At 73.3% G+C, this 20,868-nt stretch carries 25 protein-coding genes and 1 pseudogene; 6 read left to right on the top strand and 20 right to left on the bottom strand.

The window, feature by feature from the left end; genetic code table 11:
* Nucleotides 1-12: 12 nt before the first annotated feature.
* Both AB0B39_RS19785 and AB0B39_RS19780 read left to right on the top strand, forming a co-directional pair.
* Nucleotides 13-2,214, top strand: a complete 2,202-nt coding sequence (locus tag AB0B39_RS19785; protein ID WP_357575003.1) for an AAA family ATPase — start codon at nt 13-15, stop codon at nt 2,212-2,214.
* 93 nt (nt 2,215-2,307) lie between these two features.
* Complete coding sequence (locus AB0B39_RS19780) at nt 2,308-3,240, top strand: superoxide dismutase (protein ID WP_357575002.1); 933 nt, start codon at nt 2,308-2,310, stop codon at nt 3,238-3,240.
* Between the two features lie 85 nt (nt 3,241-3,325).
* On the opposite strand, the gene AB0B39_RS19775 is transcribed toward AB0B39_RS19780, so the two are convergent.
* The 15 genes and pseudogenes from AB0B39_RS19775 to AB0B39_RS19705 form a co-directional block, all read right to left on the bottom strand.
* Nucleotides 3,326-3,679: a gas vesicle protein K gene (locus AB0B39_RS19775; RefSeq protein ID WP_357575001.1), complete on the bottom strand. Its 354-nt coding sequence runs from the start codon at nt 3,677-3,679 to the stop codon at nt 3,326-3,328.
* Entirely contained in the window at nt 3,676-3,888 is a 213-nt protein-coding gene (locus tag AB0B39_RS19770; protein ID WP_357494865.1) for a gas vesicle protein, read from the bottom strand. The genes AB0B39_RS19775 and AB0B39_RS19770 overlap by 4 nt, the downstream gene beginning before the upstream one ends.
* Nucleotides 3,885-4,712 carry a GvpL/GvpF family gas vesicle protein gene (locus tag AB0B39_RS19765; RefSeq protein ID WP_357575000.1) on the bottom strand — a complete coding sequence of 276 codons (828 nt, stop codon included), beginning with the start codon at nt 4,710-4,712 and terminating at the stop codon, nt 3,885-3,887. Before AB0B39_RS19765 ends, AB0B39_RS19770 begins: the two co-directional genes overlap by 4 nt.
* A complete protein-coding gene (gene gvpJ, locus AB0B39_RS19760; protein WP_234583334.1) occupies nt 4,696-5,079 on the bottom strand; it encodes a gas vesicle protein GvpJ in 384 nt (127 codons plus the stop codon). Before gvpJ (AB0B39_RS19760) ends, AB0B39_RS19765 begins: the two co-directional genes overlap by 17 nt.
* Nucleotide 5,080: 1 nt before the next feature.
* Complete coding sequence (locus AB0B39_RS19755) at nt 5,081-5,395, bottom strand: gas vesicle protein (protein ID WP_234583335.1); 315 nt, start codon at nt 5,393-5,395, stop codon at nt 5,081-5,083.
* Nucleotides 5,364-5,693: a gas vesicle protein GvpG gene (locus AB0B39_RS19750; protein WP_357494870.1), complete on the bottom strand. Its 330-nt coding sequence runs from the start codon at nt 5,691-5,693 to the stop codon at nt 5,364-5,366. The genes AB0B39_RS19755 and AB0B39_RS19750 overlap by 32 nt, the downstream gene beginning before the upstream one ends.
* 2 nt (nt 5,694-5,695) lie before the next feature.
* Entirely contained in the window at nt 5,696-6,451 is a 756-nt protein-coding gene (locus tag AB0B39_RS19745; protein WP_234583337.1) for a GvpL/GvpF family gas vesicle protein, read from the bottom strand.
* A gap of 169 nt (nt 6,452-6,620) precedes the next feature.
* A pseudogene (gene gvpJ / locus AB0B39_RS19740) lies at nt 6,621-6,839 on the bottom strand (gas vesicle protein GvpJ); the annotation flags it as partial.
* A complete protein-coding gene (locus tag AB0B39_RS19735) occupies nt 6,836-8,065 on the bottom strand; it encodes an SRPBCC family protein (RefSeq protein ID WP_357575052.1) in 1,230 nt (409 codons plus the stop codon). The pseudogene gvpJ (AB0B39_RS19740) and the gene AB0B39_RS19735, both read right to left, overlap by 4 nt.
* Before the next feature lie 2 nt (nt 8,066-8,067).
* A complete protein-coding gene (locus AB0B39_RS19730; protein WP_357494874.1) occupies nt 8,068-8,508 on the bottom strand; it encodes a hypothetical protein in 441 nt (146 codons plus the stop codon).
* A gap of 280 nt (nt 8,509-8,788) precedes the next feature.
* Nucleotides 8,789-9,298 (bottom strand): GNAT family N-acetyltransferase, encoded by a 510-nt coding sequence (locus AB0B39_RS19725; RefSeq protein ID WP_234583340.1) that lies wholly within the window; start codon nt 9,296-9,298, stop codon nt 8,789-8,791.
* 126 nt (nt 9,299-9,424) lie between these two features.
* Nucleotides 9,425-10,315 carry a hypothetical protein gene (locus AB0B39_RS19720; protein ID WP_357574999.1) on the bottom strand — a complete coding sequence of 297 codons (891 nt, stop codon included), beginning with the start codon at nt 10,313-10,315 and terminating at the stop codon, nt 9,425-9,427.
* Nucleotides 10,284-10,883, bottom strand: coding sequence for a DUF3618 domain-containing protein (locus tag AB0B39_RS19715; protein WP_357494876.1), 600 nt, complete (start codon nt 10,881-10,883; stop codon nt 10,284-10,286). Before AB0B39_RS19715 ends, AB0B39_RS19720 begins: the two co-directional genes overlap by 32 nt.
* A 24-nt stretch (nt 10,884-10,907) precedes the next feature.
* A complete protein-coding gene (locus tag AB0B39_RS19710) occupies nt 10,908-11,303 on the bottom strand; it encodes a phage holin family protein (protein WP_234583343.1) in 396 nt (131 codons plus the stop codon).
* A complete protein-coding gene (locus AB0B39_RS19705) occupies nt 11,300-11,977 on the bottom strand; it encodes a hypothetical protein (protein ID WP_357574998.1) in 678 nt (225 codons plus the stop codon). Before AB0B39_RS19705 ends, AB0B39_RS19710 begins: the two co-directional genes overlap by 4 nt.
* Before the next feature lie 279 nt (nt 11,978-12,256).
* Between AB0B39_RS19705 and AB0B39_RS19700 the strand changes: the two genes are divergently transcribed.
* The gene (locus AB0B39_RS19700; RefSeq protein ID WP_234583345.1) at nt 12,257-12,472 is read left to right on the top strand and encodes a hypothetical protein; all 216 of its coding nucleotides are present in this window, start codon (nt 12,257-12,259) and stop codon (nt 12,470-12,472) included.
* 11 nt (nt 12,473-12,483) lie between these two features.
* Here AB0B39_RS19700 and AB0B39_RS19695 read toward each other — a convergent pair whose 3' ends face one another.
* From AB0B39_RS19695 to AB0B39_RS19680, 4 genes are all read right to left on the bottom strand, one after another.
* Nucleotides 12,484-12,906 carry a DUF3263 domain-containing protein gene (locus tag AB0B39_RS19695; protein ID WP_357494880.1) on the bottom strand — a complete coding sequence of 141 codons (423 nt, stop codon included), beginning with the start codon at nt 12,904-12,906 and terminating at the stop codon, nt 12,484-12,486.
* Nucleotides 12,907-13,018: 112 nt separating this feature from the next.
* A complete protein-coding gene (locus AB0B39_RS19690) occupies nt 13,019-14,035 on the bottom strand; it encodes an ABC transporter permease subunit (protein ID WP_357574997.1) in 1,017 nt (338 codons plus the stop codon).
* Nucleotides 14,032-15,042 carry an ATP-binding cassette domain-containing protein gene (locus AB0B39_RS19685; protein WP_357574996.1) on the bottom strand — a complete coding sequence of 337 codons (1,011 nt, stop codon included), beginning with the start codon at nt 15,040-15,042 and terminating at the stop codon, nt 14,032-14,034. Before AB0B39_RS19685 ends, AB0B39_RS19690 begins: the two co-directional genes overlap by 4 nt.
* 120 nt (nt 15,043-15,162) lie before the next feature.
* Nucleotides 15,163-15,948: a DeoR/GlpR family DNA-binding transcription regulator gene (locus AB0B39_RS19680; RefSeq protein ID WP_357494885.1), complete on the bottom strand. Its 786-nt coding sequence runs from the start codon at nt 15,946-15,948 to the stop codon at nt 15,163-15,165.
* Nucleotides 15,949-16,150: 202 nt separating this feature from the next.
* On the opposite strand from AB0B39_RS19680, the gene AB0B39_RS19675 reads away from it, so the two are divergent.
* From AB0B39_RS19675 to nagA, 3 genes are read left to right on the top strand one after another with little or no spacing between them, the layout of a single operon-like run.
* On the top strand, nt 16,151-17,080 hold the full coding sequence (locus AB0B39_RS19675; protein ID WP_234583348.1) for a sugar isomerase: 930 nt from the start codon (nt 16,151-16,153) through the stop codon (nt 17,078-17,080).
* A gap of 55 nt (nt 17,081-17,135) precedes the next feature.
* Entirely contained in the window at nt 17,136-18,137 is a 1,002-nt protein-coding gene (locus tag AB0B39_RS19670) for an ROK family protein (RefSeq protein WP_357574995.1), read from the top strand.
* Entirely contained in the window at nt 18,134-19,243 is a 1,110-nt protein-coding gene (nagA, locus tag AB0B39_RS19665) for an N-acetylglucosamine-6-phosphate deacetylase (RefSeq protein WP_357494889.1), read from the top strand. Before AB0B39_RS19670 ends, nagA begins: the two co-directional genes overlap by 4 nt.
* A gap of 292 nt (nt 19,244-19,535) precedes the next feature.
* Here the strand turns inward: nagA and AB0B39_RS19660 are convergent, their stop codons facing one another.
* Nucleotides 19,536-20,759, bottom strand: coding sequence for a DUF4032 domain-containing protein (locus tag AB0B39_RS19660; RefSeq protein ID WP_234583351.1), 1,224 nt, complete (start codon nt 20,757-20,759; stop codon nt 19,536-19,538).
* Nucleotides 20,760-20,868 lie beyond the last annotated feature (109 nt).

The following is a 20,868-nucleotide window of genomic DNA, read 5'->3' as shown; positions in this document are numbered from 1 at the left end:
TACGGTCGGGCGGTGGCCCAACCCGACCTGACCGTGACGGCGAGCCTGCGGCCCGCGGCGCTGGACGCCCGACGGGGCATCGTGCGGCTGCACCCGGAGGCGCTGACCGCGCTGGGGCTACGCCCCGGCGACCCGGTGCGACTGACGGGCCGCCGGGAGACCGCCGGGATCGTCGCCGCTGCCGGGTCGGGCGCGAGCAGCGCCCTGCTGTACGCCGACGACCTCACGCTGGGCAACCTGGGCCTGCGGGACGGCGCTCCGGTGCGGGTGTCGCCGCTGCCGCTGACCCCGGCGGCCCGGGTCACGTTGACCGGGCCGGTGCAGGTGCTGGCGTCGGTCAGCCCGGAGATGCTCCGGCTCGCCCTGCTCGGCAAGGTGGTCACGGCGGGCGACGACGTGTCGCTGCTGCCGCAGGACGTGCTGCCGGACGCCTCGACGCGCGGCCTCGTCGAGGCGGCCCGACGCAGCCTCGCCACCACCGTCGGCTTCGCGTGGACCAGCACCCTGCTCACCGTGGTCGCCGTCGAGGAGTCCGCCGGGTCGCTGGTCACCATGGACACGGTGGTCGCCTGGGAGCACGGCCCGGCCACCCACGGCGAGCCCGCCGCAGCCCCGGCGTCCGGCGCGGCCCCGACGGTGGACGCGGCCGGCGACGTGCCCGACGTGGACGAGCTGCCCGGCCTGCGCGCCCAGGCCGAGGAGCTGACCGAACTGTTCGATCTCGGCTTTCACCACCGGGAGGTGCTGGGCCGGCTGGGCACCACCATCTCGCTGGGCGTGCTGCTCTCCGGGCCGGCCGGTTCGGGGAAGTCGGCGCTGGTCCGGGCCGTCGCGGCCCGAGTGGGCGCGCGCGTCCACCCGCTGTGGGCGCCCGAGGTGGCCGCGTTGACCAACCAGGCGGCGGCCGACCGGCTGCGCGCGGCGGCGACGACGGTTCGGGCCGGCGGACCCGCGGTGCTGCTGGTCACCGATGTGGAGGCGTTGGCACCGGCGGAGGAGCCCGGCCCGGTGGCCACGGTGTTCCGGCAGGTGCTCGCCCAGGCCGTCCGGGCGGGTGTCGCAGTGGTCTGCACGACCGGGCGGCCCGAGGCGGTCGACCCGGCGCTGCGCGCACCGGACCTGTTGTCGCTGCGGATCAGCGTTCCGCTGCCCGATCCGGCCCTGCGCCGTGAGCAGCTCACCGTGCTGACCCGGCAGGTGCCGCTCGCCGACGACGTCCGGCTGGACGAGGTGGCCGGGCGTACCCCCGGGTTCGTGGCGGCGGACCTGGCCGCGCTGGTCCGGGAGGCCGGGGTACGCGCCGCGCTGCGGCAGAAGTCCGCGCGGACGCCGACGGTGGCGATGGCCGACTTCACCGCCGCCCTGGAGGTGGTCCGGCCGACGACGATGGCGGCGTCCACCCTGGAACTGGCGTCGGTGACCCTGGACGACGTCGGCGGTCTGGACGAGGTCAAGCAGACGCTTACCGAGTCGGTGCTGTGGCCGCTGACCTACCCGGACACGTTCGCCCGCCTCGGCGTGCAGCCACCGCGCGGCGTGCTGCTCTACGGCCCACCCGGCTGCGGCAAGACCTACCTGGTCGCCGCGCTCGCCGGTTCGGGACGGGCGAACGTGCTCTCGGTGAAGGGCGCGGAGCTGCTCTCCAAGTGGGTGGGCGAGAGCGAACGTGCGGTACGCGAGTTGTTCCGCCGGGCCCGGGAGGCCGCCCCGACGCTGATCTTCCTGGACGAGGTGGACGCGTTGGCGCCGGTACGCGGGCAGGCGACCGACGGGGGCACCACCGATCGGGTGGTCGCCGCGCTGCTCACCGAACTGGACGGGGTGGAGACGCTGCGCAACGTGGTGGTGGTCGGGGCCACGAACCGGCCGGACCTGGTCGACCCCGCGCTGCTGCGACCCGGCCGGTTGGGGCGACTGGTCTACGTGCCGCCGCCGGACGGGCCGGCCCGCGCGGAGATCCTGCGCGCCGCGGCCCGGCACGTGCCGCTGGCGCCCGACGTCGACCTGGCCGCGCTCGGCGCGGAGCTGACCGGCTTCTCGGCGGCGGACTGCGCGGCGGTGGTTCGGGAGGCGGCGCTCGCGGCGATGCGGGAGTCCCTGGCGGCCGCCACGGTCACCGCCGCGCACGTGGCGGCCGCCCGCGAACGGGTCCGGCCGTCGCTCGATGCGGCCCAGGTCGCCTGGCTCGCCGCGTACGCCGCCGGCAGGGACTGAGCGCCGCGCCCAACCTTTTGCCGTACCCGGCGCGTTACCAGAGCGGCACATTCCTCAGTGGAGAGATCCACTCGACGACAGGCGGTGTTCCTCTTGCGCAGGCTCCTCACTCTTCTCGTCGTCCCTCTGGTGGCCGCGGCCACCCTCACCACTGTCGGCTCGGCGGCGGCGGCGCACCCGACGCCGTCGTTCCCGTCCCGGATCGCCCTGCCGGACGGGTTCAGCCCGGAGGGTCTGACCATCGGTCGGGGCACGACCGTCTACGTCGGTTCGGTCGGCAACGGCGCGGTCTGGCGGGGCGACGTCCGTACCGGGCGCGGCTCGGTGCTCATCCCGGGTGCGCCGGGCCGGGAGAAGGCCGGTCTCAAGCTCGACCCGCAGGGCCGGCTGTGGACCGCCGACTTCTCCTCCGGTGGAGCCAGCGTCCACGACGGCGGCACCGGCGCCCAACTGGCCCACTACCAGTTCACCGACGAGCCGGGCAGCATCGTCAACGACCTCGTGGTCACCAGCCGCGCCGTCTACTTCACCGACTCGGCCCGGCCGGCGCTGTACGTCGTACCGCTGCTTCCGGGTGGTCGGCTGCCCGCCGCCGGCGCCGCGCGGGTCCTGCCGCTGCGCGGCCCGGCCGCGACGCCCGACGCGTTCAACAACGGGATCGTGGCGCTGCCCGACGGTGACCTGCTGGTCGCGCAGATGCTGACCGGCCGGCTGGTACGCGTCGACCCGCGCACCGGCGCGAGCCGTGTCTTCGACCTCGGCGGCTACTCGGTGGACCGGGCCGACGGGCTGGTGCTGCGCGGTCACACCCTCTACGTGATCCGCAACCTGACAAACGTCATCGCTGTCGTCGGGCTGAACGCCGACTACACCGCCGGCGTGGTGCGCCGGGAGATCACCGGTCCGGCCCTGCGGTCGCCGGCCACCGGCGACCTGCTCGGCTCGGCGCTGTACGTGGTGAACGGCCGGTTCGACGTCGAACCCGGCCCGGACGTCGACTACGACATCGTCCGTCTCCCGGCCTGATCGAGCGCGGTCGGCGGCGGCCCGTCCGGGTCACCGCCGACCGTCCCGGCCCGGGCCGATCGGGCGCGGGTCAGTCCGGCACGGGTCAGTCCGTGGGGAGGAGCGGGCCGAGCGGGCCGAGGTCCAGGTTCAGGTCCTCCGGGGCCAGACCGAAGTGCTCGCGCAGCCCCGCCATCTGCTCCTCCAGCGCCATCAGGGTGACGCCGATGCGCTCGACCTGCTCCTCGGTGAGGTCACCGAGGTCCACCCGGCGCAGCGCCTGCCGCTCCATCAGCTGGCGCAGCAACTCGACGACGGTGAGCACCAGGCTGGCCAGTCCCCGCTCGACCGAGTCACGGTCCACATCGATCCGGCGGTCCAACGGCGTGACCCGGGGTGGCCGCCACGACTGCGCGTCGAGCGCGGCGACCAACTCGCCCGCGTCGTCCCGGCCGGTCATCCGACATCCTCAGGTGGCGTCAGCGCGCCGACCGACGCGACGAGCGCCCGCAACGAGATCCGGACCAGGTCGACGTCGGCGATGGACAACGTGATGTCGCCGCTGATCACCACGCCGGTGGCGAGCACCCGGTCGAGGAGGTCGACCAGGGCGACCGGCCGGTAGGCCAGCGGATCGTCCGCGCTGCTCGGCGCGAGAGCGGTGGTCACCGCGACTCCCCGCCAGCGCCGGCGGGCTCCGGCCGTTCCGCCACGAAGGAGTACGCCGGCCACGGCCCGGTCAGCTCCAGCCGCAGGCCCGGATGACGGGAGCCCAACGAGCCGACCAGGTCGGTGAAGCGGGGCAGCGCCGCGGTGTCGACGAGGTACGCCCCGTTGAGCGCCATCGGTGCGGGCACCCCGGAGAGCCGCCGGTCCTGTGGGGCGTGCCGGCGTCCCGCCACGGCCACCTCGCACAGGGCGACGTGCACGGCGTCCGCTGCCGCGCTCGCCACCTGCTGGTGTTCCTCGCGGGCGGTCAACTGGGCACGCCTGCGGCGCAGGTACGCCGTCCCCACCCCGCCGCCGCCCGCCCCGGCGACGCTGGGCACGGACGCCCCCGGCACCAGGTAGCCCTTGACGCCCCACTCGCCGCGCCCGGTCAACCGGGCCAGGGTGGCGGACAGCTCGGCCCGCCGGGCCGCGAGCGACGCGGCGACCCGCCCGTCGTCGGTGTGCACGGTGGCGAGTCGGGCCGGCACCACCGGCCCCTGTCGGGCGAGCGCCGCGACCACTGCATGGTGCGTCCGCGCGGCCCGCTCCAACCAGGCCAGGTCCTCCAGGTTGCGGCGCAGCGGCTCCTCGCCGTACTCGTCGAGCGGGGCGGTGCTGACGACCGCGACCAGCCCGGCGGCCGACACCGCGCGGACCGGGACGCCACCCATCCCGGCGACCGTCGCCAGCGCCGCCCGGTCGACGTCCCGCACCACGCCGTGCAGCCAGACCCCGGTCACCGCGGCACGCCGGTCGGGAGCCACCTCAGCCGTCGAACTCATCCCACTCCTCCACCTCGGCGTCGCGACGTCGCGCCCGGGCCGCCACCCGGGGCCGCCGCTCCGCCTCGACCTGCTCCGGATCGCGCGGTCCCGGCTCCACGGGAGGGCGGGCACGGGAGCTGAGCCACGGGTCGTGCTCCCACCAGTCGATGCCGATCTGGCGTGCCGTGTCCACCGATGCGATGACCAGCCGCAGCTTCAACGTCAGCAGCTCGATGTCGAGCAGGCTGACCCGGATGTCCCCGGCGATGACGATGCCCCGGTCGAGCACCCGCTCCAGGATGTCGCCCAGGTTGGCCGGCTCGTGGCCGGCGGGCAGCACCTGGCCCGAGTTCTGCACCACCGAGGGCGGCTGCCCAGCGGTCATCTCAGCCCACCTCACCCTTTCCGCGCTGGTAGCGGCGCACCCGCCGATAGCCGAGCAGATTCCCCTCGATGTCCAACTCCACCTCGTACAGGCCGAGCAGGTCTGTCGAGTTGGGGATCCGGCGTGCCTCCACCACCTCCACCCCGACCAGCCAACCGTCCTCGGTGGGCTCCAGCGACGTGGTCACGGAGGGCTCGCGGCCGGTCAACTCGACGAGCTGCCGCAGGCCCGCGCGAGCCGCCTCGGCCGCCGACACGGGCTGCAGGTAATCCTCGTCGGCCGGCTCACGCTCGCGGGCCCTCGCGTCGTCGGTCACGGCGCACTCTCCTCTCCCGGACTGGGCCACGAGATCGTCCGTCAGCGGACGCCGAGCCCTCGGAACGCCGGCCCGCTCCCCCGGTGAGCCGGTCCAGCACCCGCTGCTCGGCGCGGTCGCGTTCCTCGGCGCTGAGTTCGCCGGCCGCCACGGCGGCGTCCAGCTCCTCCAGCTCGCGCCGGACGTTCACGGGGTTCCGCTGACGCGACTCGGCCTCCCGGGCCACCACAGCGACCACTGCGGTCAACCCGCGCACGGGGGCGTACGGCAGGGTCAGCAGCGCCCAGAGCAGGTCCACCGTCAGCCCGCCAACTGGTGGGCGTCGACGAAGTCGTACGGGGCGAGCGGCCCGAGCAGTCGCAGCCGCAGCAGCCCCCGCCGGTCCTGGGCGTACTGCTCCAGCACGTCGATGAGGTCCGCCTCGGTGTCGGTGTCCACCAGCAGCGCCACGTGCCCCGCGTCCATCTCGTGGGTCGGCGGGCGCAGTTGCGTGGTCACCACGTACTCGGCCGTGACGTCGAGCAGCCGCCGGTTCTCCGCCTCACGGCGCAACTCGACAGCCTGGCTGATCAGCTCCCCGAGTCGGATCCGGGGCTCCCTGCTGGCCGCCTCGCCCCGACCCCGTACCTGCTCGGCGAGCCGAGCGGCGTTCGGGTTCTCGTCGAGGACGGCGCGCAGCAACGCCCGCTCGTCGAAGCGGCCCTGCACCACGTACTGCACCCGGCCCTCGAACTCGGCGAGCGCGGCGGCGAACCGGTCGTGGTGCGGCCGGAGCAGGTCGAGCACCGCGTCCGGCCCGGTGACGACGGTGCCGAACCGCACCGGCAGCACCGGCGCCACGGCCGCCGTCCCGTCGAGCAGCTCCTGGTACGCCCGCAGGTCCGCCGACTGGCCCAGCGGCGCGTCCAGCGGCACCTCGCTGACCAGGGCCGCGAGGTCTCCGTGCCGGATGACAGTCACCTCGCCGGGTGGGTCGCCGACCCCGGCCGCGTCGGGTGTCGCCTCCACGTCCGCCGGCACCAGCCCGTAGATGAACAGTCCCGTGTCGTCCGCCATGTCAGCTCCTCCCGAGGTCCCGCACCGTGCCGGTGGCGTCGTCGGTGACGTCCCGCACGGAGCCCGTGACGTCCCGGACCGAACCGGTGACCTCGCGGACCGCGCCGGTGACGCCACCGACGAGGCCGGCCAATCCCTCGCCCTCGCCCGGGTCGAGGTCGAGCCGGTCGACCGCCTCGGCGAACCGCAGGTACGTCTCGATACTCGCCACGGTCACCCGGGCGTTGATCTCCACGAGGGGAATGCCGATGACCCCGACCGTCACCTGCGCGTCGATCACGATGCCCTTGTCGAGCACCGTCTCCACGACGTCGGCGAGCCCGCCGGCGGCACCCCCCACACGTTCCAGGGCCCCGCCAACGGCGTCACCGCCGGAGGCGAGCGTCACTCCTCCTCCTCCCGGCGGCGGCGTACCACGGGTCGGCGCGGCGGCTCCGATCCCCGGCGCACCGGCGGCCGGGGCCGCTGCGGCTCCTCGCGCGGCTGCGGGCGGCGGGCCCGCTCGGGAGCACGACGACGGGGTGGCGGCGGCGGCTCCTCCTCGTCGGGCTCGTCCGCGTACCCCTCGTCGTAGCCGTCCTCGTACGCCTCGTACTCCTCGTCGTACTCCGGCTCGGCCGGTCGCCGGGGTGGCCGCTGACGCAGTCGCCCGCCGGGCCGGCGGCGCGGCTCCTCCTCGGGCGGCTCCTGGTCGGCGTACTCCTCGTCATCCGGCTCGGTCGGAGCCTGGCCGCGCCCTTCCCGGCCGCGCTCCCGCTGCTCGCGCTGCTCCCGGTCTTCGCGCAGGCCGGTTTCGTGGTCCTTGACCACCTGGGAGTCGCGGATCTCGCCGCGCCAGCCCTGCACCTGGTCCGGGTCGAGCGCCACCTCGGTCATGACGTGCCGGACGAAGTGCTTCAACTCCAGCCGCACCCGCCGGCCCTGGGCCCGCCACAGGTTTCCGGTGTGCTCGAAGAGGCCCTGCGGGTGGTACTCGAGCACCACCAGGATGCGGGTCAGGTCGGGGGTTATCCCGTGGAAGCTGACGGTGCCGTCGACCGAGCCCTTCTCGCCCTTCGAACGCCAGTGGATGAGCCGGTCCGGCACCTGGCGGATGATCGTCGACTCCCACGTCCGGTGCGACCAGAAGACCTGCGCCTTCCAGGTCATCTTCTCGGCCTCGTCGTTCTCCGCCTGCTCGACCTTCTTCATGAAGCTCGGGAAGTCGCCGAACCGCGTCCACTGGTTGTACGCGGCTCGCACCGGTACACCAACCTCGATCGTCTCGACGATGTTGGTGACCTTCTGCTTCTTGCCGCCCTTACCGCCCTTGCCGCCCACGCGGCCGAGAGCCGACATCACTTTCTCCTTACCGCCGGCCACCCCGGCATGCACCATCGCCTTCATCGGTGAGCCGCCCTCGGCCAGCTTCTGCGCGCCGGTGGCGGCGGCGATCAGGCCCGGTCCTCCGCCCTGGCGCGCGTACTCGCTCAGGCGGCCCGTCGCACCGGTGATCCGCTCCGTCACCACGCTCACCGCGCGATCGCCGATCGCCCCGGCCAGGTTGCGCACCTCGTCGGCCAACTGGCCGCGGAGCTTGTCGCCGAGGCCTCCCGGTTTGGTGTCTCCCGCCATGGTCACCGCCCCCGTCGCTGCCCGGCCGCGTCGTTCCGGTCGCTCGTCGCGCCGCGATCGGCGCTCTGGTTGCCGTTGCCGCTCCGACTGCCGTCACCGCCGTTGTCGCCGTCGCTGTTGCCGCTCTGGTTGCCGGTGCGGCGGCGCAGCGCGTCGGCGGAGCCGCGCAGCCGGCCGGTGAGCGCGTCGACGCCGCTGCCGGCCGCGGCGGTCGCGGCGGACCGACCGGCGTTGACCAGCGGCCCGCCCAGCCGGCTCAGGTTGCTCAACTGCGGGGACGACTGGAGGAGGTCGCCACCTCGTTTCAGCAGACCGCCCGGGTCGCGGCTCGCCCGGCCGGCGGCCACCGCCGCGGCCAGGGTCAGGGCGGTACGCAGTTTGCGACGGCGGCCCAGCAGGTAGCCGAAGCCCACCGCCAGCCCGATTCGTGTTCCGGTCTTCATCAGGTCTCCCTCGCTCCCCGGTGGGTCCGGGACCGTCTGCCCGCGCAGGGGCCGGAGAAGGGCTACCGGGGAATAGCGCGCGCCACGCCCTCGATCAGACGTCCCGTATCTGCGGACCCGGCGGGCAGTACCCGGGGGAATTGCCGCGAAACCGCTCCGACAATTTCCGTGAGCGCGGCACCGGAGACATTCGGAAAGACGGCACCCAGCGGCACAGACAGGACTTTCAGGCGGTCTTGAGCAGGGAGGACACCAACGACGACGAAAGAGTGGAGCAGTTTCAGAGAGCGGGAGGCGTCGAATCGAGGCAGATTTCGGCGTGCACCTTTCCGCCGTCCTCACGCAGTTTCGCACCGCATTTTTCGAGAACTGCTACCGCGCCGACATTGTCCGACGTCGTCTCGGCGACCACGGCTCGCATGCCCGCGCGGGCGGCGACGTTGAGCAGTTCCCGCAGGGCCGCCGCGCCGATCCCCTGACCGCGCGCCGACAGGCCGAGCCACATGCCGGTCTCCACCGTGCCCGGCTCGTCACAGCGCGTCATCCGGATCATGCCGACCACCTCGCCGCCGACGAGGATCGCGTACATCTGGGAGCCGGTCGGGCCGTCCAGACCGGCGAAACTCGCCCGGTGGAACTCACGGAACGCCTCCCGGCGGGCGAGCGACCAGCCAGCGGGAGCCTCGACCGGAGGCATCACCTCACCCGGCTCGGCCTCGGCAGCCGCTACGGAGAGCAATGGCTCCAAGTTCTGCTCGTCCACCGGCTCAAGCCGGACCGCACCCGCCACGTGCCGCAGTCTGCCGGCCTCATCGGCCGAAGTCCACCCCATTGGACATCCACTGGCGGTCCGGCTACCCGTACCGGCCGGTCGGCCGGTTAGGGTGTTTCTCCTCACGCTCCGTCGTCATCTGGCCTATGGGGCGACCACCCCGAAGTCGCAGAACACCACCGAGGCGTCGTCGGTGGGCTTGTGCCTTCGCAGCCGGTCGGGATGATCGCGCTCGGCGTCGCGGACCCGGCCCAGCAGCCCGGCTGGCCCCTCGACGCTCAGCAGGTCCAGCAACCCCGCCCAGTCGGTCAGCCCGAACTGCTCGACCGCACTGGACGCGCCGTCGCTGAGCAGCGCGGCCCGGCGCAGGGCAGCCGGACCGCGCCGGGGCGCCGTCCCGGTCACCGCGTGGAAGGCCGCGTCGGGGTCGGCGGCGGCCACCCAGTAGCCGTGGGTGCGGTTCATTCGTTCCCGTTGGACGCCTACCGCGTGCCGGAACCGCGCGACCGGGTCCGCCGCGCGGGCCGGCACGGTCGCGACCGTCTGCCGCAGCTCGGCCATCGCCGTGTCCAGCCGGTCGTCGGTCACCACGCTGACCTGCCCGCCGACGTCCAGCACCAACGGGCTGTCGCAGAGCACCAGGTAGTCCACCTGGTCGCCGCAGTCCCGCAGCAGGCAGACAGTGCTGGACGGGGTGCCCGGATGGTCGAGGTCGCACTGCCCACCGTGGTCGGCGCGGACGGCGAGGATGGCCGCTGCCAGGTTGCTCGTCAGGCGGGCCGCCGGACGGGCCGCCTCGGCCACACCGAGCCGGGCCGCCAGGTGTCGGACGTACCACTCCGGGCCGTGGACGCAGCCGGTGTCGAAGCCGTCCGGCACTGTCGCGCCGTCCAGGACGCCGACCAGCGGGCCGAACTGAAAGACCAGGTCCTCGTTGACCGACCGGCCCGGGGCCGGCGCGGACGCGGAGCGTACGCGCATCATCGGCGCCGGCCCCGTCGCATCAGCGCTGCCGAAGCTGGTCGGCGGACGCATGCGCCTGTCCCTGCACCTGACCGGCGGCCGAGCGACCCTGGTCGCGTACCGCGGACATCCCCTGCTGGGCGCTGGAGCGCACCGACTGGGCCGCCTGCTGCGCGGGCTCCCGCAGGTTGTCCTGCATCTGGTGGCCGACCTGGCTCGCCTGCTCGCGCAGCTCACCCGAGTGCTCGCTCACCATCTCCCTCGCCCGGCCGGCGAGTTGCCGTTCCCGCCCGCTCGGCGGAATCAGCGAGGCGGCCAGCAGACCGACGCCGAAGGCGACCAGCCCGGCTGCCAACGGATTGCCCTGCGCCTGCTCGCGGGACTGCTGCCCGAGCGACCGGGTCTCGTCGCGGACGGAACCGGCGGCGTACGACATCCGCTGGCCGGCCTCCTGCCCGAGGTGATTCGAGCTGCCCATCATCTTCTCCTTCGCTCGGGTGAGAGCGCCGCGAGCCTGCCCGACGCTGTCACCGGCGATCCGACGCGGGTTGACCTTGTCGGCCAGGGCGTCGACGTCACTGCTCAACTCGTTGCGGGTGGTCTCGATCTCCCGCCGGATCCGATCCGGATCACTGGACATGGTCTGCTCTCCCTACCGACTCGGTCACCGGCCCCGCAGGGCGTCCGGCAACTCCCGGGCGGTCTGCTTCGTTCGGGGCAGGACCGCACGTGCCCGCTTCAGCTGGGTCCGCGCGTTGAGGAACAGGCCACCGGCGACGGCGGCCCAGAGGATCGCGACGATCAGCGCCGCCCACCCCTGGTCCATCGCGTTGGAAAGCCCCCACCACACGGCGTACGACACGAAGAGCACGGCGAGGAACCCGGCCAGCCCCGCAGCGCCGAACATACCGCCGGACTTGCCCGCCTGGGTCACCTCCTCGCGCAGCTCGGCCTTGGCCAGTTCGACCTCCTTGCGCACCAGGGTGGACATGTCCCGGGTCACGTCGCCGAGGAGGTCGCCAACCGATGCCTGGGTCCGCTCCTTCTCCGGGGCGCTCACGGTGCCACCCCGCCGGGCAGGTCCGACTGCGGCCGACCGGCGGGCGAGACGTTCTGGGCCCGCGCCGCCCCCACGTACGGCTGCTGTTGACCGGTCTCCGCCGGTGCGCCCTGCGGGGCGGGCTGGGCTGCGCCCTGGGGCGCGGGCTGGGCGCTCGGCGTGCCCGGGCTCCAGCCGTTGCCGGAGGCCGACGCCGTCAGGCCACGGGTGAGCCGTCCGACCAGCAGCCCGGCCACTGCCGCGCCGGCCAGGAAGGTCCCCGGGTGGCGCCGCGCGTAACTGCGCACGTCGTCGAGCACCTCGCCGGGTTCACGCTCGTCGAGCCAGCCGGCGGCCTGCTGGGCGGCGTCAGCCACCCGGCGTACCGCCTGGCCGGCCAGCCCGGAATCACCGTCGCGCTCGGCCATCGACCCCAGTTCACGACCAATGTCGCGCAGGCCCTCGGCGGCCCGCCGCTGCTGCGTCTGTGCCTGCTCTCGAAGCTGTCCGCCGGCCTGGCCGGTCAGCTGCCGGGCCTGTCTGCGCGCCTCGGCGGCCACCTGCCCGCCCTGGTCGGCGGCGGTGTGGGCGACCTGCCCACCGGCCTGCGTGGCCTGGTGGCCGACTCGGGACGCCTCCTGCCGGGCCTGCTGCCCGCTACCGCTCGGTGTGCCGCTCTGGTTCGTTGCCGTCATGCCCCGCTCCCCTCCTGGGTGCTCGGTCGCCTGGCGACCCCGGAACGTCCGTCGCCTACCCGCCGGGCCCGCCGACATGCGAACCGGTCGACGCGCCGACGGGGAAAGACCACCGATCAGGGCCAACGGACCGCATCGGAGGCAGCACGGACGGTAGCGTCAGCAACAGCCATCTCCGGAGTCTCCGAACGACCGGACCCGGCAGGAACGGTGAGTCCGGCGGATCGCGGACGGCGGTGTCCGGACCGCGCAGACCGTCCACAGCGTCAGGGGGATCGCATGTTGAAGCGGTTGCACGAATCGGGGCTCAAGGCGGAACACATGTACATGGCGGGCTTCGCCAGCATCGGCCTGTCGTTCACCAGCTGGTTCCTGTCCAGGCACCTGGAGCGGGCCGGTGTGGCGCGCGCGGACCGGTGGGGCATCTTCATCGGCGAGTGGGCGCCGACGTTCTTCGCCATCGGCAACGGCCTGCAGGGGTACGAGAAGAAGTAGGGCCGGCGGGCTCAGCGACGGCGGTTGCGGGCGCGCGACGAGCGGAGCCGGCGGAGCCGGCCGATCAGCACCGGGTCGGCGGCGAGCGCCGCCGGATTGTCCAGCAGCCCGTTGAGCAGTTGGTAGTACCGGGTGGAGGAGACGCCGAAGGTGTCCCGGACGGCCTGCTCCTTGGCGCCGGCGTGCCGCCACCACTGCTGCTCGAAGGCGAGGATGGCCAGTTCGCGCGCGGTCAGGCCCGCCGGGGGCGCGGCCGGGGCGGTGGCCGTCTCGTCGTCTGCCGCTTCGGTGTCGGCCGGCGGGGCGTCGTCGGTGCTCTCGACGGGCGGTGCCGGGCGGGGGGTCGGGACGCTGGGCGCGACACCGCCGGCCAGCTCGCCCGGACGAGCGTCGGTGGACGGCTCGGGAGCGGTAGGCGCGGCGTCGGCGGGCATGACGTTCAGCCTAGCCAGGGCCGACCACTGTCGCAGCAGCCGGCACGGCCGGCTCCGCACGTCGGAAAACCCGACGGTGGGGCCGGCCGTGCCGTTGACTCCGTGACGTCGATCAGGTGATGTCGCGTCGACGCATCGTCCAGAGCGCCGCGCCGAGGATCACCACGACCCCGATCGAGAACAGTACGGACGACTGCTGCCAGGTGATGTCCATGGTGTCCGGCTTGCACTCCCCGGAGTAGGTGGCGTTGCAGGCGTCCCAGTCCTGCAGTGTCACCTTCTTGGTCATCCACGCCAGGGCGTAGGTGGGCAGCAGCCACGCCTCGGCGAACTTCACGCTGGCCATCGACAGCAGAATGCCCAGGCCGAACTGGCCGACCACCATGAGCGCCACGACACCACCGAGGGCCATCGCGGTGTGCCGGCCCAGCGAGGCCAGCGCGAAGCCGATGGTGGTGAGCACGAGCACCAGCGCCACGCCGCGTACCCCGGTCAGGGCGAACGACTGCCAGGCACCCGAGGTCATCTTCTCGGTGCTGCCCCGGAAGCTGGCCACCGCCCAGAACCCGGCGAACCACAGCACCGCGGCGGGCAGCGTCACCGCCAGGATGCCGGTGAGCAGCGCGGCCAGCTTGGTGAGCAGTACGGTGAGCCGCTTCGGCCGCCAGAGCAGCAGGTTCATCATGCCGCCGGTGCTCCACTCGGCGCCGACGAAGGACGCGCCGATGACGAACCCGACCAGGGCGAGGATCGCCGCGAACGGGACCAGTGTCTCGTCGAACGTCTTGCGGAAGTTGAACGTCGAGGGCAGGAACCACTCCGCCTCGATCTGGTCCCGCGACGGGGCCGTGATCACCGAGCAGTCGTCGGGGTAGCGGCCGTCGTTCGACGTGCCGGCCGTCTTGGCCTGCTCGCAGTTGACCCGCTCCTGCTCGCTCCAGCGGACCTGCTCCTGGTACTGCTGGTCGGCCTGACGCTCGGCCTTGGCGAGCTGACCGGCGTCGATCTTGTGGTTGGTGAAGAAGACACCGACCACTACCGCGGCCAGCACCAGCAGGCCGAGAAGCGTCATGTAGCGGGTGAAGCGCCGCTTGGTCAGCCGGCGCAGCTCCGTCCGAAAGAGGCTCACGCGCCCCACCCTCCCGCGGTGGCGCCGGGCTGACCCGTCCCACCAACCTTCGTGGACTCGTCAACCTGGCGGTGCTGGCCGGGGACCGGCGCGGTGGCGGTCAGTTCGAGGAAGACGCTCTCCAGGTCGACCGCGATCGGGGCCAGCTCGCTGACGTACAGGTTGTGCTCGGCGAGCAGCCGGGTCACGGTGGCCGGCTTGTCGACACCGCTCAGCATCAGGTGGTCGGGGTGCCCGGTGACCCGGATCCCGGCCCGGGTGAGGGCCTCGGTGGCCGTCGGCAGGTCGCTGACCGCCTCCAGGCGGACCCGGACCGCGCCGGACGAGTGCTGGGCGAGCACCTCGTCGACCGGGCCGAAGGCGACCCGTCGGCCGAGCGAGATGATGGTGACCGAGTCGCAGATCAGCTGGATCTCGCCGAGGATGTGGCTGGACAGCAGCACTGTCATCCCGGATTCGGCGAGCGTCCGCATCAGCGTGCGCATCTCCCGGATGCCGCCCGGGTCGAGGCCGTTGGCCGGCTCGTCGAGGATGAGCAGCGTCGGGTTCTTCAGCAGGGCGGACGCGACCGCGAGCCGCTGCTTCATGCCCAGCGAGTACGTCTTGACGCGCTCGCCGGCGCGGTCGCGCAGCCCGACCAGCTCCAGCACCTCGTCGACCCGCGTGGCGGGCACCTCCCCGGCCCCGGCCAGCAGGGACAGCGTGTCCCGGGCCGAGAAGTGCGGGAAGAACTGCGGGCTCTCGACGATCGCGCCGACGTTGCCGGCGACGGTGGGCAGCGCGGCGGGAACCTCGTGCCCGAGCAGCGTCATCCGGCCACCGTCGGGCCGGATGAGGCCGAGCAGCGTACGCAGCGTGGTCGTCTTGCCGGACCCGTTGGGGCCCAGGAAGCCGTGCACCTGCCCCGCGTCGACCCGCATGTCGAAGCCGTCGAGCGCGTTGCGGGTGCCGCGTCGACGACTCTTGTACGTCTTACGTAGACCTTCGATCTCCAGGACAGCTGGCAAGCTGCACCTCCCCCGATGGTGGGCGTGACAGCCGACACCATACGCGGTATGCAGCGCCGCGCAATACCCGGTATGCATCGACACGCCGATCGATGCGTTTCAGCTACGGAGTGTCGCCATTCAGGCGCAGACGACCTGCACGCCGGCCGCCCGGAAGGCGTCCACGAGCTCCGGGGCCGCCCCCGAGTCGGTCACCAGCGTCTCGACCCGCTCGACCGGGCAGATGCGGGCGAAGGCGTGACCGCCCAACTTGGACGAGTCCGCGATGATCACGACCCGCTTGGCGCGGGCCACCATCAGGTTGTTCATGGCCGCCTCACCCTCGTGGTGCGCGGCGGCGCCGAGTTGCGGGTCGATCGCGTCCACGCCGAGCAACGCGACATCCAGGGTGACCTCCCGCAGCAGCGCACCGCCCAGCGGGCCGACCAGCTCGAACGACTTCGGCCGCACCACCCCGCCGGCGACCACCACCTTCATCCGCGACCGCACGAGCAGCTCGTTGGCGATGTTCAGCGCGTTGGTCACCACCGTGAGCTGGGCACCCTCGGCGCTGGTGTTCAGGTCCGGTCGTACGGCGAGGGCCCGGGCCACCTCCGTGCTGGTGGTGCCACCGTTGAGGCCGACCACGGTGCCGGGCGTGACGAGCGCCGCGGCGGCGGCGCCGATCCGCTGCTTCTCAGCCGAGTGCTTGGCCGTCTTGTAGCGCAGCGGCAGGTCGTACGAGACACCGTTGGCGACCGCGCCACCCCGGGTCCTGGTGATCATCTGCTGCTGGGCGAGCTGGTCGAAGTCACGTCGGATGGTGGCCTGGGAGACGTCCAGCCGCTCGGCGGCCGCCTCGACGCTGACCCGGCCGTTGTCGGTCAGCATCTCCAGCAGGGCGTTCCATCTGGCGTACCGGTCCACCGCGGGGGCCCTCCCAGCAACTGCACGCTCGGTGATTGATTGCGTGCACACTAGTGCGCGAAACTAGCCTGGCGCAAAAGGCTCATCTGCGCGATCGGCCGGGCGGTTGCCACGACGACCCCGCTTCGCGCAGAATAACGCGCGAAATACGGGTGTAACGAGCCGTATTGCGCAGACAGGTCGGCCCGGCGAGGAGTTTCCCATGGCGTACGTGGACGCGGAGATCGCGAGCCAGCCCGACTGTTGGCGGGAGGCCGCCGAGCTGTCCGGTGCCGTACGCGGCGACCTTCCCCGCCCCGGCGAGCGGGTCGCCGTCGTCGGTTGCGGCACGTCGTGGTTCATGGCGATGGCGTACGCGGCCCGCCGCGAGCAGGCCGGCCAGGGCGAGACCGACGCGTTCCAGGCGTCCGAGTTCCCGGCCGGCCGCCACTACGACCGGCTGATCGCGATCACCCGCTCCGGCACCACCACCGAGGTGCTGGAGCTGCTCGCCGCGCTGCGCGGACGGACACCCACCACAGTCATCGTCGGCGACCCGGCCGCGCCGGCGGTCGACCTGGCCACGGCCGCGGTGACCATGCCGTTCGCCGACGAGCGGTCGGTGGTGCAGACCCGTTTCGCGACGACCGCGCTGGCCCTGCTCCGGGCACACCTCGGCGACCCGGTGACCGCGCTCGCCGCCGACGCCGAGGTGGCGGTGCGCTCCCCGCTGCCGATCGACCCGGCCACCATCGGGCAGGCCACCTTCCTCGGCCGGGGGTGGACGGTCGGCCTCGCCCAGGAGGCCGCGCTGAAGTGCCGCGAGGCGGCCACCTTCTGGGCCGAGGCGTACCCGGCGATGGACTACCGGCACGGCCCCATCTCGATCGCCGCACCGGGGCGGCTCGTGTGGGCGTTCGGCGAGCTGCCCGAGGGGCTGCCCGAGGACGTGGCCGCCACCGGCGCGGCCTTCGTGCACAGCCGTACACACGGCTGGCGCACGGTGCTCGGCAGCTGGTCCGCCGGTCGTACGCCGGTGGACCCGATGGCCGACCTGATCCTGGCCCAGCGCTTCGCGGTCGCCCTGGCGACCAGCCGGGGCCTCGACCCCGACGCGCCCCGGCACCTCAGCCGGTCCGTGGTGCTGGCATGAGCGCGAGGAGTGAGCCGGGGTTGCGAGCCCCGCAGTCGCGAACCGAGCCTGCGCCGTGAGCGGTGCCGTGAGCGATGACCGGGTGGTCGTGGCGCTGGACGTCGGCGGCACCGGCATGAAGTGCGCCCTGGTCCGACCGGACGGCGTCGTCGTACACACCGAGCGACACCCCACCGACGCCGCGCGCGGCCCGGCCGCCGTGATCGACACCATCCTCGACGTGGCCGACGGGCTGATCGGCAAGGCCCGGGCCGACGGCCTCACCCCGGTCGCGACAGGCATCGCCGTCCCCGGAGTGGTGGACGAGGCACGCGGGGTCGCGGTCTGGTCGGCGAACGTGGGCTTCCGGGACGTACCGCTGCGGGACCTGGCCGTGACGCGGCTCGGGCTGCCCACAGCGCTCGGCCACGACGTGCGCGCCGGCGGCCTCGCCGAGGCCCGGCTCGGCGCCGGGCGCGACGCCGACCACGTGCTCTTCGTGGCGATCGGCACCGGCATCGCCGCCGCGTACGTCGTCGACGGCTCGGCCGCCGTCGGCGCGCACGGCGCCGCCGGGGAGATCGGCCACATCCTGGTCCGTCCCGACGGCCCGCGCTGCGGCTGCGGGCGACCCGGTTGCCTGGAGGCGGTCGCCTCGGCGGCCGCGATCGGCCGCCGCTACAGCGAGCTGGCCGGCGACGGCGCGGAGCAGATGCCCGGTGCCGCCGTGACGGCCGCCATGGTGGCCGAGCGGGCGGCCGCCGGTGAGCCCCTCGCCAGCCGGGTCTGGCAGGAGGCGGTCGAGGCCCTCGCCGACGGCCTCGCCACCGGGCAGGCGCTGTTCGACGTGTCGACGATCGTGCTCGGCGGCGGCCTGGCCCAGGCGGGCGACGGCCTCCTCGGCCCACTGCGGGCGGCGCTGCACGAGCGGATGACCTTCCACCGGGAGCCGCGGCTGGTCGCGGCGGCCCTCGGTGACGAGGCGGGCTGCCTCGGCGCCGCCCTGCTCGCGCTGGACGCCGCGGGCGTCCGTGACACGGACGCCGCCCGCGTCCTTGACCATCAGGAGGAGCGATGACCGTACGGGTGAACGGCAAAGTGGTGACCCCGACCGGTGTCATCCGGCAGGGCTGCGTCGAGTGGGACGGCGACCGCATCACGGCCGTGGCCGAGTATCCGTCGGTCCGCGACGGACACTGGATCCTGCCGGGCTTCGTCGACATGCACACCCACGGCGGCGGCGGGCACACCTTCACCACCGGGGACGCCGACCAGGCGCGCGCCGCGGCCGGCTTCCACCTGGCGCACGGCACCACGACGCTGCTGGCCAGCCTGGTCAGCGCGCCCTTTGCGGTGATGCGCTCGGCCACCGAGGCGTTCGCGCCGCTGGTCGACGAGGGCGTGCTGGCGGGCGTCCACTTCGAGGGCCCCTACCTCTCCGCGGCCCGTTGCGGGGCACAGAACCCGGAGTACCTGCGCGACCCGTCGACGGACGAGCTGACCGAGCTGATCGAGTTGGGTCGGGGCGCGATCCGCATGGTCACCCTCGCCCCGGAACGCGACGGCGCGCTGGAGGCGATCAAGCTGCTCACCACCCACCGCGTGGTGGCGGCCGTGGGCCACACCGACGCCACCTACGAGCAGACCGGCGCTGCCATCGCGGCCGGCGCGAGCGTGGGTACGCACCTGTTCAACGGCATGCGGCCCGTGCACCATCGCGAGCCGGGCCCGGTGGTGGCCATGCTCGACGCGCCGACCGTGATCTGTGAACTGGTCGCCGACGGGGTGCACCTGCACGACGGCATCCTGACCTTCACCACCGCGACAGTCGGCCCGGACCGCGCCGCGCTCATCACCGACGCGATGGCCGCCGCGGGGATGGCCGACGGCGAGTACGAGTTGGGCGGTCAGGCCGTCACGGTGACCGACGGGGTGGCCCGACTCGCCCGCGACGGCGCGATCGCCGGCAGCACACTGACCATGGACGCGGCGCTGCGACACGCCGTGCACGCCGGAATCCCGATGGCCGACGCCGCCCGGATGGTGGCCACCACCCCGGCTCGCGCCATCGGCCTGGGCGACCGGGTCGGTGCCCTCCAGGTCGGCCTCCGCGCCGACCTGGTCGTGCTCGACGACGACCTCAACGTGGTGCGGGTGCTGCGCGGCGGCTCCTGGGTGGAGTGACGCGCCTTGGGCTGCCCCTCCCGTCGCGCTCGCCGCGCGCGCCCGGACGGCAACGCCCCTTGCTACTGCACACGCTGTCGAGCTGCCCCATAGGTGGGGCTAGGACCTGGGGCGGCGACTGCCCCATATCTGGGGCAGCTCGACAGGACGCGTCTCCATCCCTGTCGAGGGGCTGGCCGTCCGGGACGTGTCGGACTCAAGGCTCCGGTCGCGACGACCGCAACAGCACCAGAGGGCGACGGGCGGCGACAAGCGGCGGCCAGCACGGCGGCGCCGTGAAGCGGAGGCCGTCTCAGCCCAGGGCGGGGACGTCGACGCCGAGCACGGCCTGTTCGTCGGGGCGGTGCACCAGCACGTCGGACAGGTACGACTGCACTGCGGGCGCCATCCCGACGTCCCGGCCGGCCTGCTCGGAGAGCAGCCACTTGTGCTCGATGATCTGGGCGAACAGCTCCTGCGGCTCCAGCTTGCGGCGCAGGTGTGCGGGCACGGCCCGGACCACCGGCTCGAAGACCTCGGTGAGCCAGCGGTGCGCCGCCTGCTGCTCGTCGGTCAGATCGCTCTCCGCCCGGTACGCGTCCAGGTCGTTGAGCAGCTTGCGGGCCTGGTTCTCCTCGGCGTCGAGACCGGTCAGCCGCAGCAGTCGCCGGGTGTGGTAGCCGGCGTCGACCACCTTCGGTCGCACCAGGTAGCGCCCGTCGTCGATCGTCGACATGGCGACCTCGGCCACGTCGAAGCCCAGCTCGTTGAGCCGGCGGATGCGGCCCTCGATGTCGTGCCGCGCCTCCCGTTCGACCGCCTGCTCGTAGGTGATCTCGTGCCAGAGCCGCTCGTAGCGCTGCACGACCTCCTCGCAGACCACCTCCGGGTCGATGGACTCGTGCAGCAGGCCGGCGGCCTGGAGGTCCAGCGCCTCACCGAAGATGTTCACCCGGGCGATCTCCAGGTCCTCGCCGCGCTGCCCGTTGGAGAGCGAGTTGTGCAGGGCGCCCGTCTCCGCGTCGACCAGGTAGGCGGCGAACGCGCCCGCGTCGCGGCGGAACAGCGTGTTCGACAGCGAGCAGTCGCCCCAGAAGAAGCCGGTCAGGTGCATCCGCACGATCAGGGCGGCGAGCGCGTCGAGCAGCCGGCTCATCGTCTCGGGGCGCAGGGTGTGCGAGAAGAGCGCCCGGTACGGCAGCGAGAACTGCAGGTGCCGCGTGATCAGCACCGATTCGAGGGGCTCGCCGTCGTCGGTCTGCCGGTCGGCGACCACCGCCACCGCCTCGACGGACGGGAAGTCGATGCGCTCCAGGGCCCGCAGCAGGTCGTACTCCCGCTCGGCGATCCGCTCGCGGGTCTCCTTGAACGCGTAGACGTAGTCGCCCAGGCGGACAAAGCGGACGATGTGTCGGGAGATGCCCTGGGGCAGGGCCACCAGGTGCTGGGCAGGCCACTCCTCCAGCGGTGTCGACCAGGGCAGGTCGAGCAGCGCCGGGTCCACGAGGGCAGACGTGATCCGCACGGGCACAAGCATGACGGGTCGCCCCCCGCATCCGCCTCACATCGTGGCTCGGCCCACAACGCCGAACACCCCGGCCTCGCGTCGGCCCGGTAGCGTGGTCGCGTGCTCAAACCCACGGCGG

This window comes from Micromonospora sp. NPDC049114 (assembly GCF_040648635.1).
Classification (GTDB): Bacteria; Actinomycetota; Actinomycetes; order Mycobacteriales; family Micromonosporaceae; genus Micromonospora.
This window is presented reverse-complemented; position numbering and strand designations above follow the sequence as displayed.

Coding starts and splice junctions, on each gene's coding strand:
- AB0B39_RS19775 (WP_357575001.1), bottom strand. CDS start 3,679: ATGACCGGCCGGGACGACGCGGGCGAGTTGGTCGCCGCGCTCGACGCG.
- AB0B39_RS19765 (WP_357575000.1), bottom strand. CDS start 4,712: ATGAGTTCGACGGCTGAGGTGGCTCCCGACCGGCGTGCCGCGGTGACC.
- gvpJ (WP_234583334.1), bottom strand. CDS start 5,079: ATGACCGCTGGGCAGCCGCCCTCGGTGGTGCAGAACTCGGGCCAGGTG.
- AB0B39_RS19745 (WP_234583337.1), bottom strand. CDS start 6,451: ATGGCGGACGACACGGGACTGTTCATCTACGGGCTGGTGCCGGCGGAC.
- AB0B39_RS19735 (WP_357575052.1), bottom strand. CDS start 8,065: ATGGCGGGAGACACCAAACCGGGAGGCCTCGGCGACAAGCTCCGCGGC.
- AB0B39_RS19730 (WP_357494874.1), bottom strand. CDS start 8,508: ATGAAGACCGGAACACGAATCGGGCTGGCGGTGGGCTTCGGCTACCTG.
- AB0B39_RS19720 (WP_357574999.1), bottom strand. CDS start 10,315: ATGCGTCCGCCGACCAGCTTCGGCAGCGCTGATGCGACGGGGCCGGCG.
- AB0B39_RS19715 (WP_357494876.1), bottom strand. CDS start 10,883: ATGTCCAGTGATCCGGATCGGATCCGGCGGGAGATCGAGACCACCCGC.
- AB0B39_RS19705 (WP_357574998.1), bottom strand. CDS start 11,977: ATGACGGCAACGAACCAGAGCGGCACACCGAGCGGTAGCGGGCAGCAG.
- AB0B39_RS19700 (WP_234583345.1), top strand. CDS start 12,257: ATGTTGAAGCGGTTGCACGAATCGGGGCTCAAGGCGGAACACATGTAC.
- AB0B39_RS19695 (WP_357494880.1), bottom strand. CDS start 12,906: ATGCCCGCCGACGCCGCGCCTACCGCTCCCGAGCCGTCCACCGACGCT.
- AB0B39_RS19675 (WP_234583348.1), top strand. CDS start 16,151: ATGGCGTACGTGGACGCGGAGATCGCGAGCCAGCCCGACTGTTGGCGG.
- nagA (WP_357494889.1), top strand. CDS start 18,134: ATGACCGTACGGGTGAACGGCAAAGTGGTGACCCCGACCGGTGTCATC.
- AB0B39_RS19660 (WP_234583351.1), bottom strand. CDS start 20,759: ATGCTTGTGCCCGTGCGGATCACGTCTGCCCTCGTGGACCCGGCGCTG.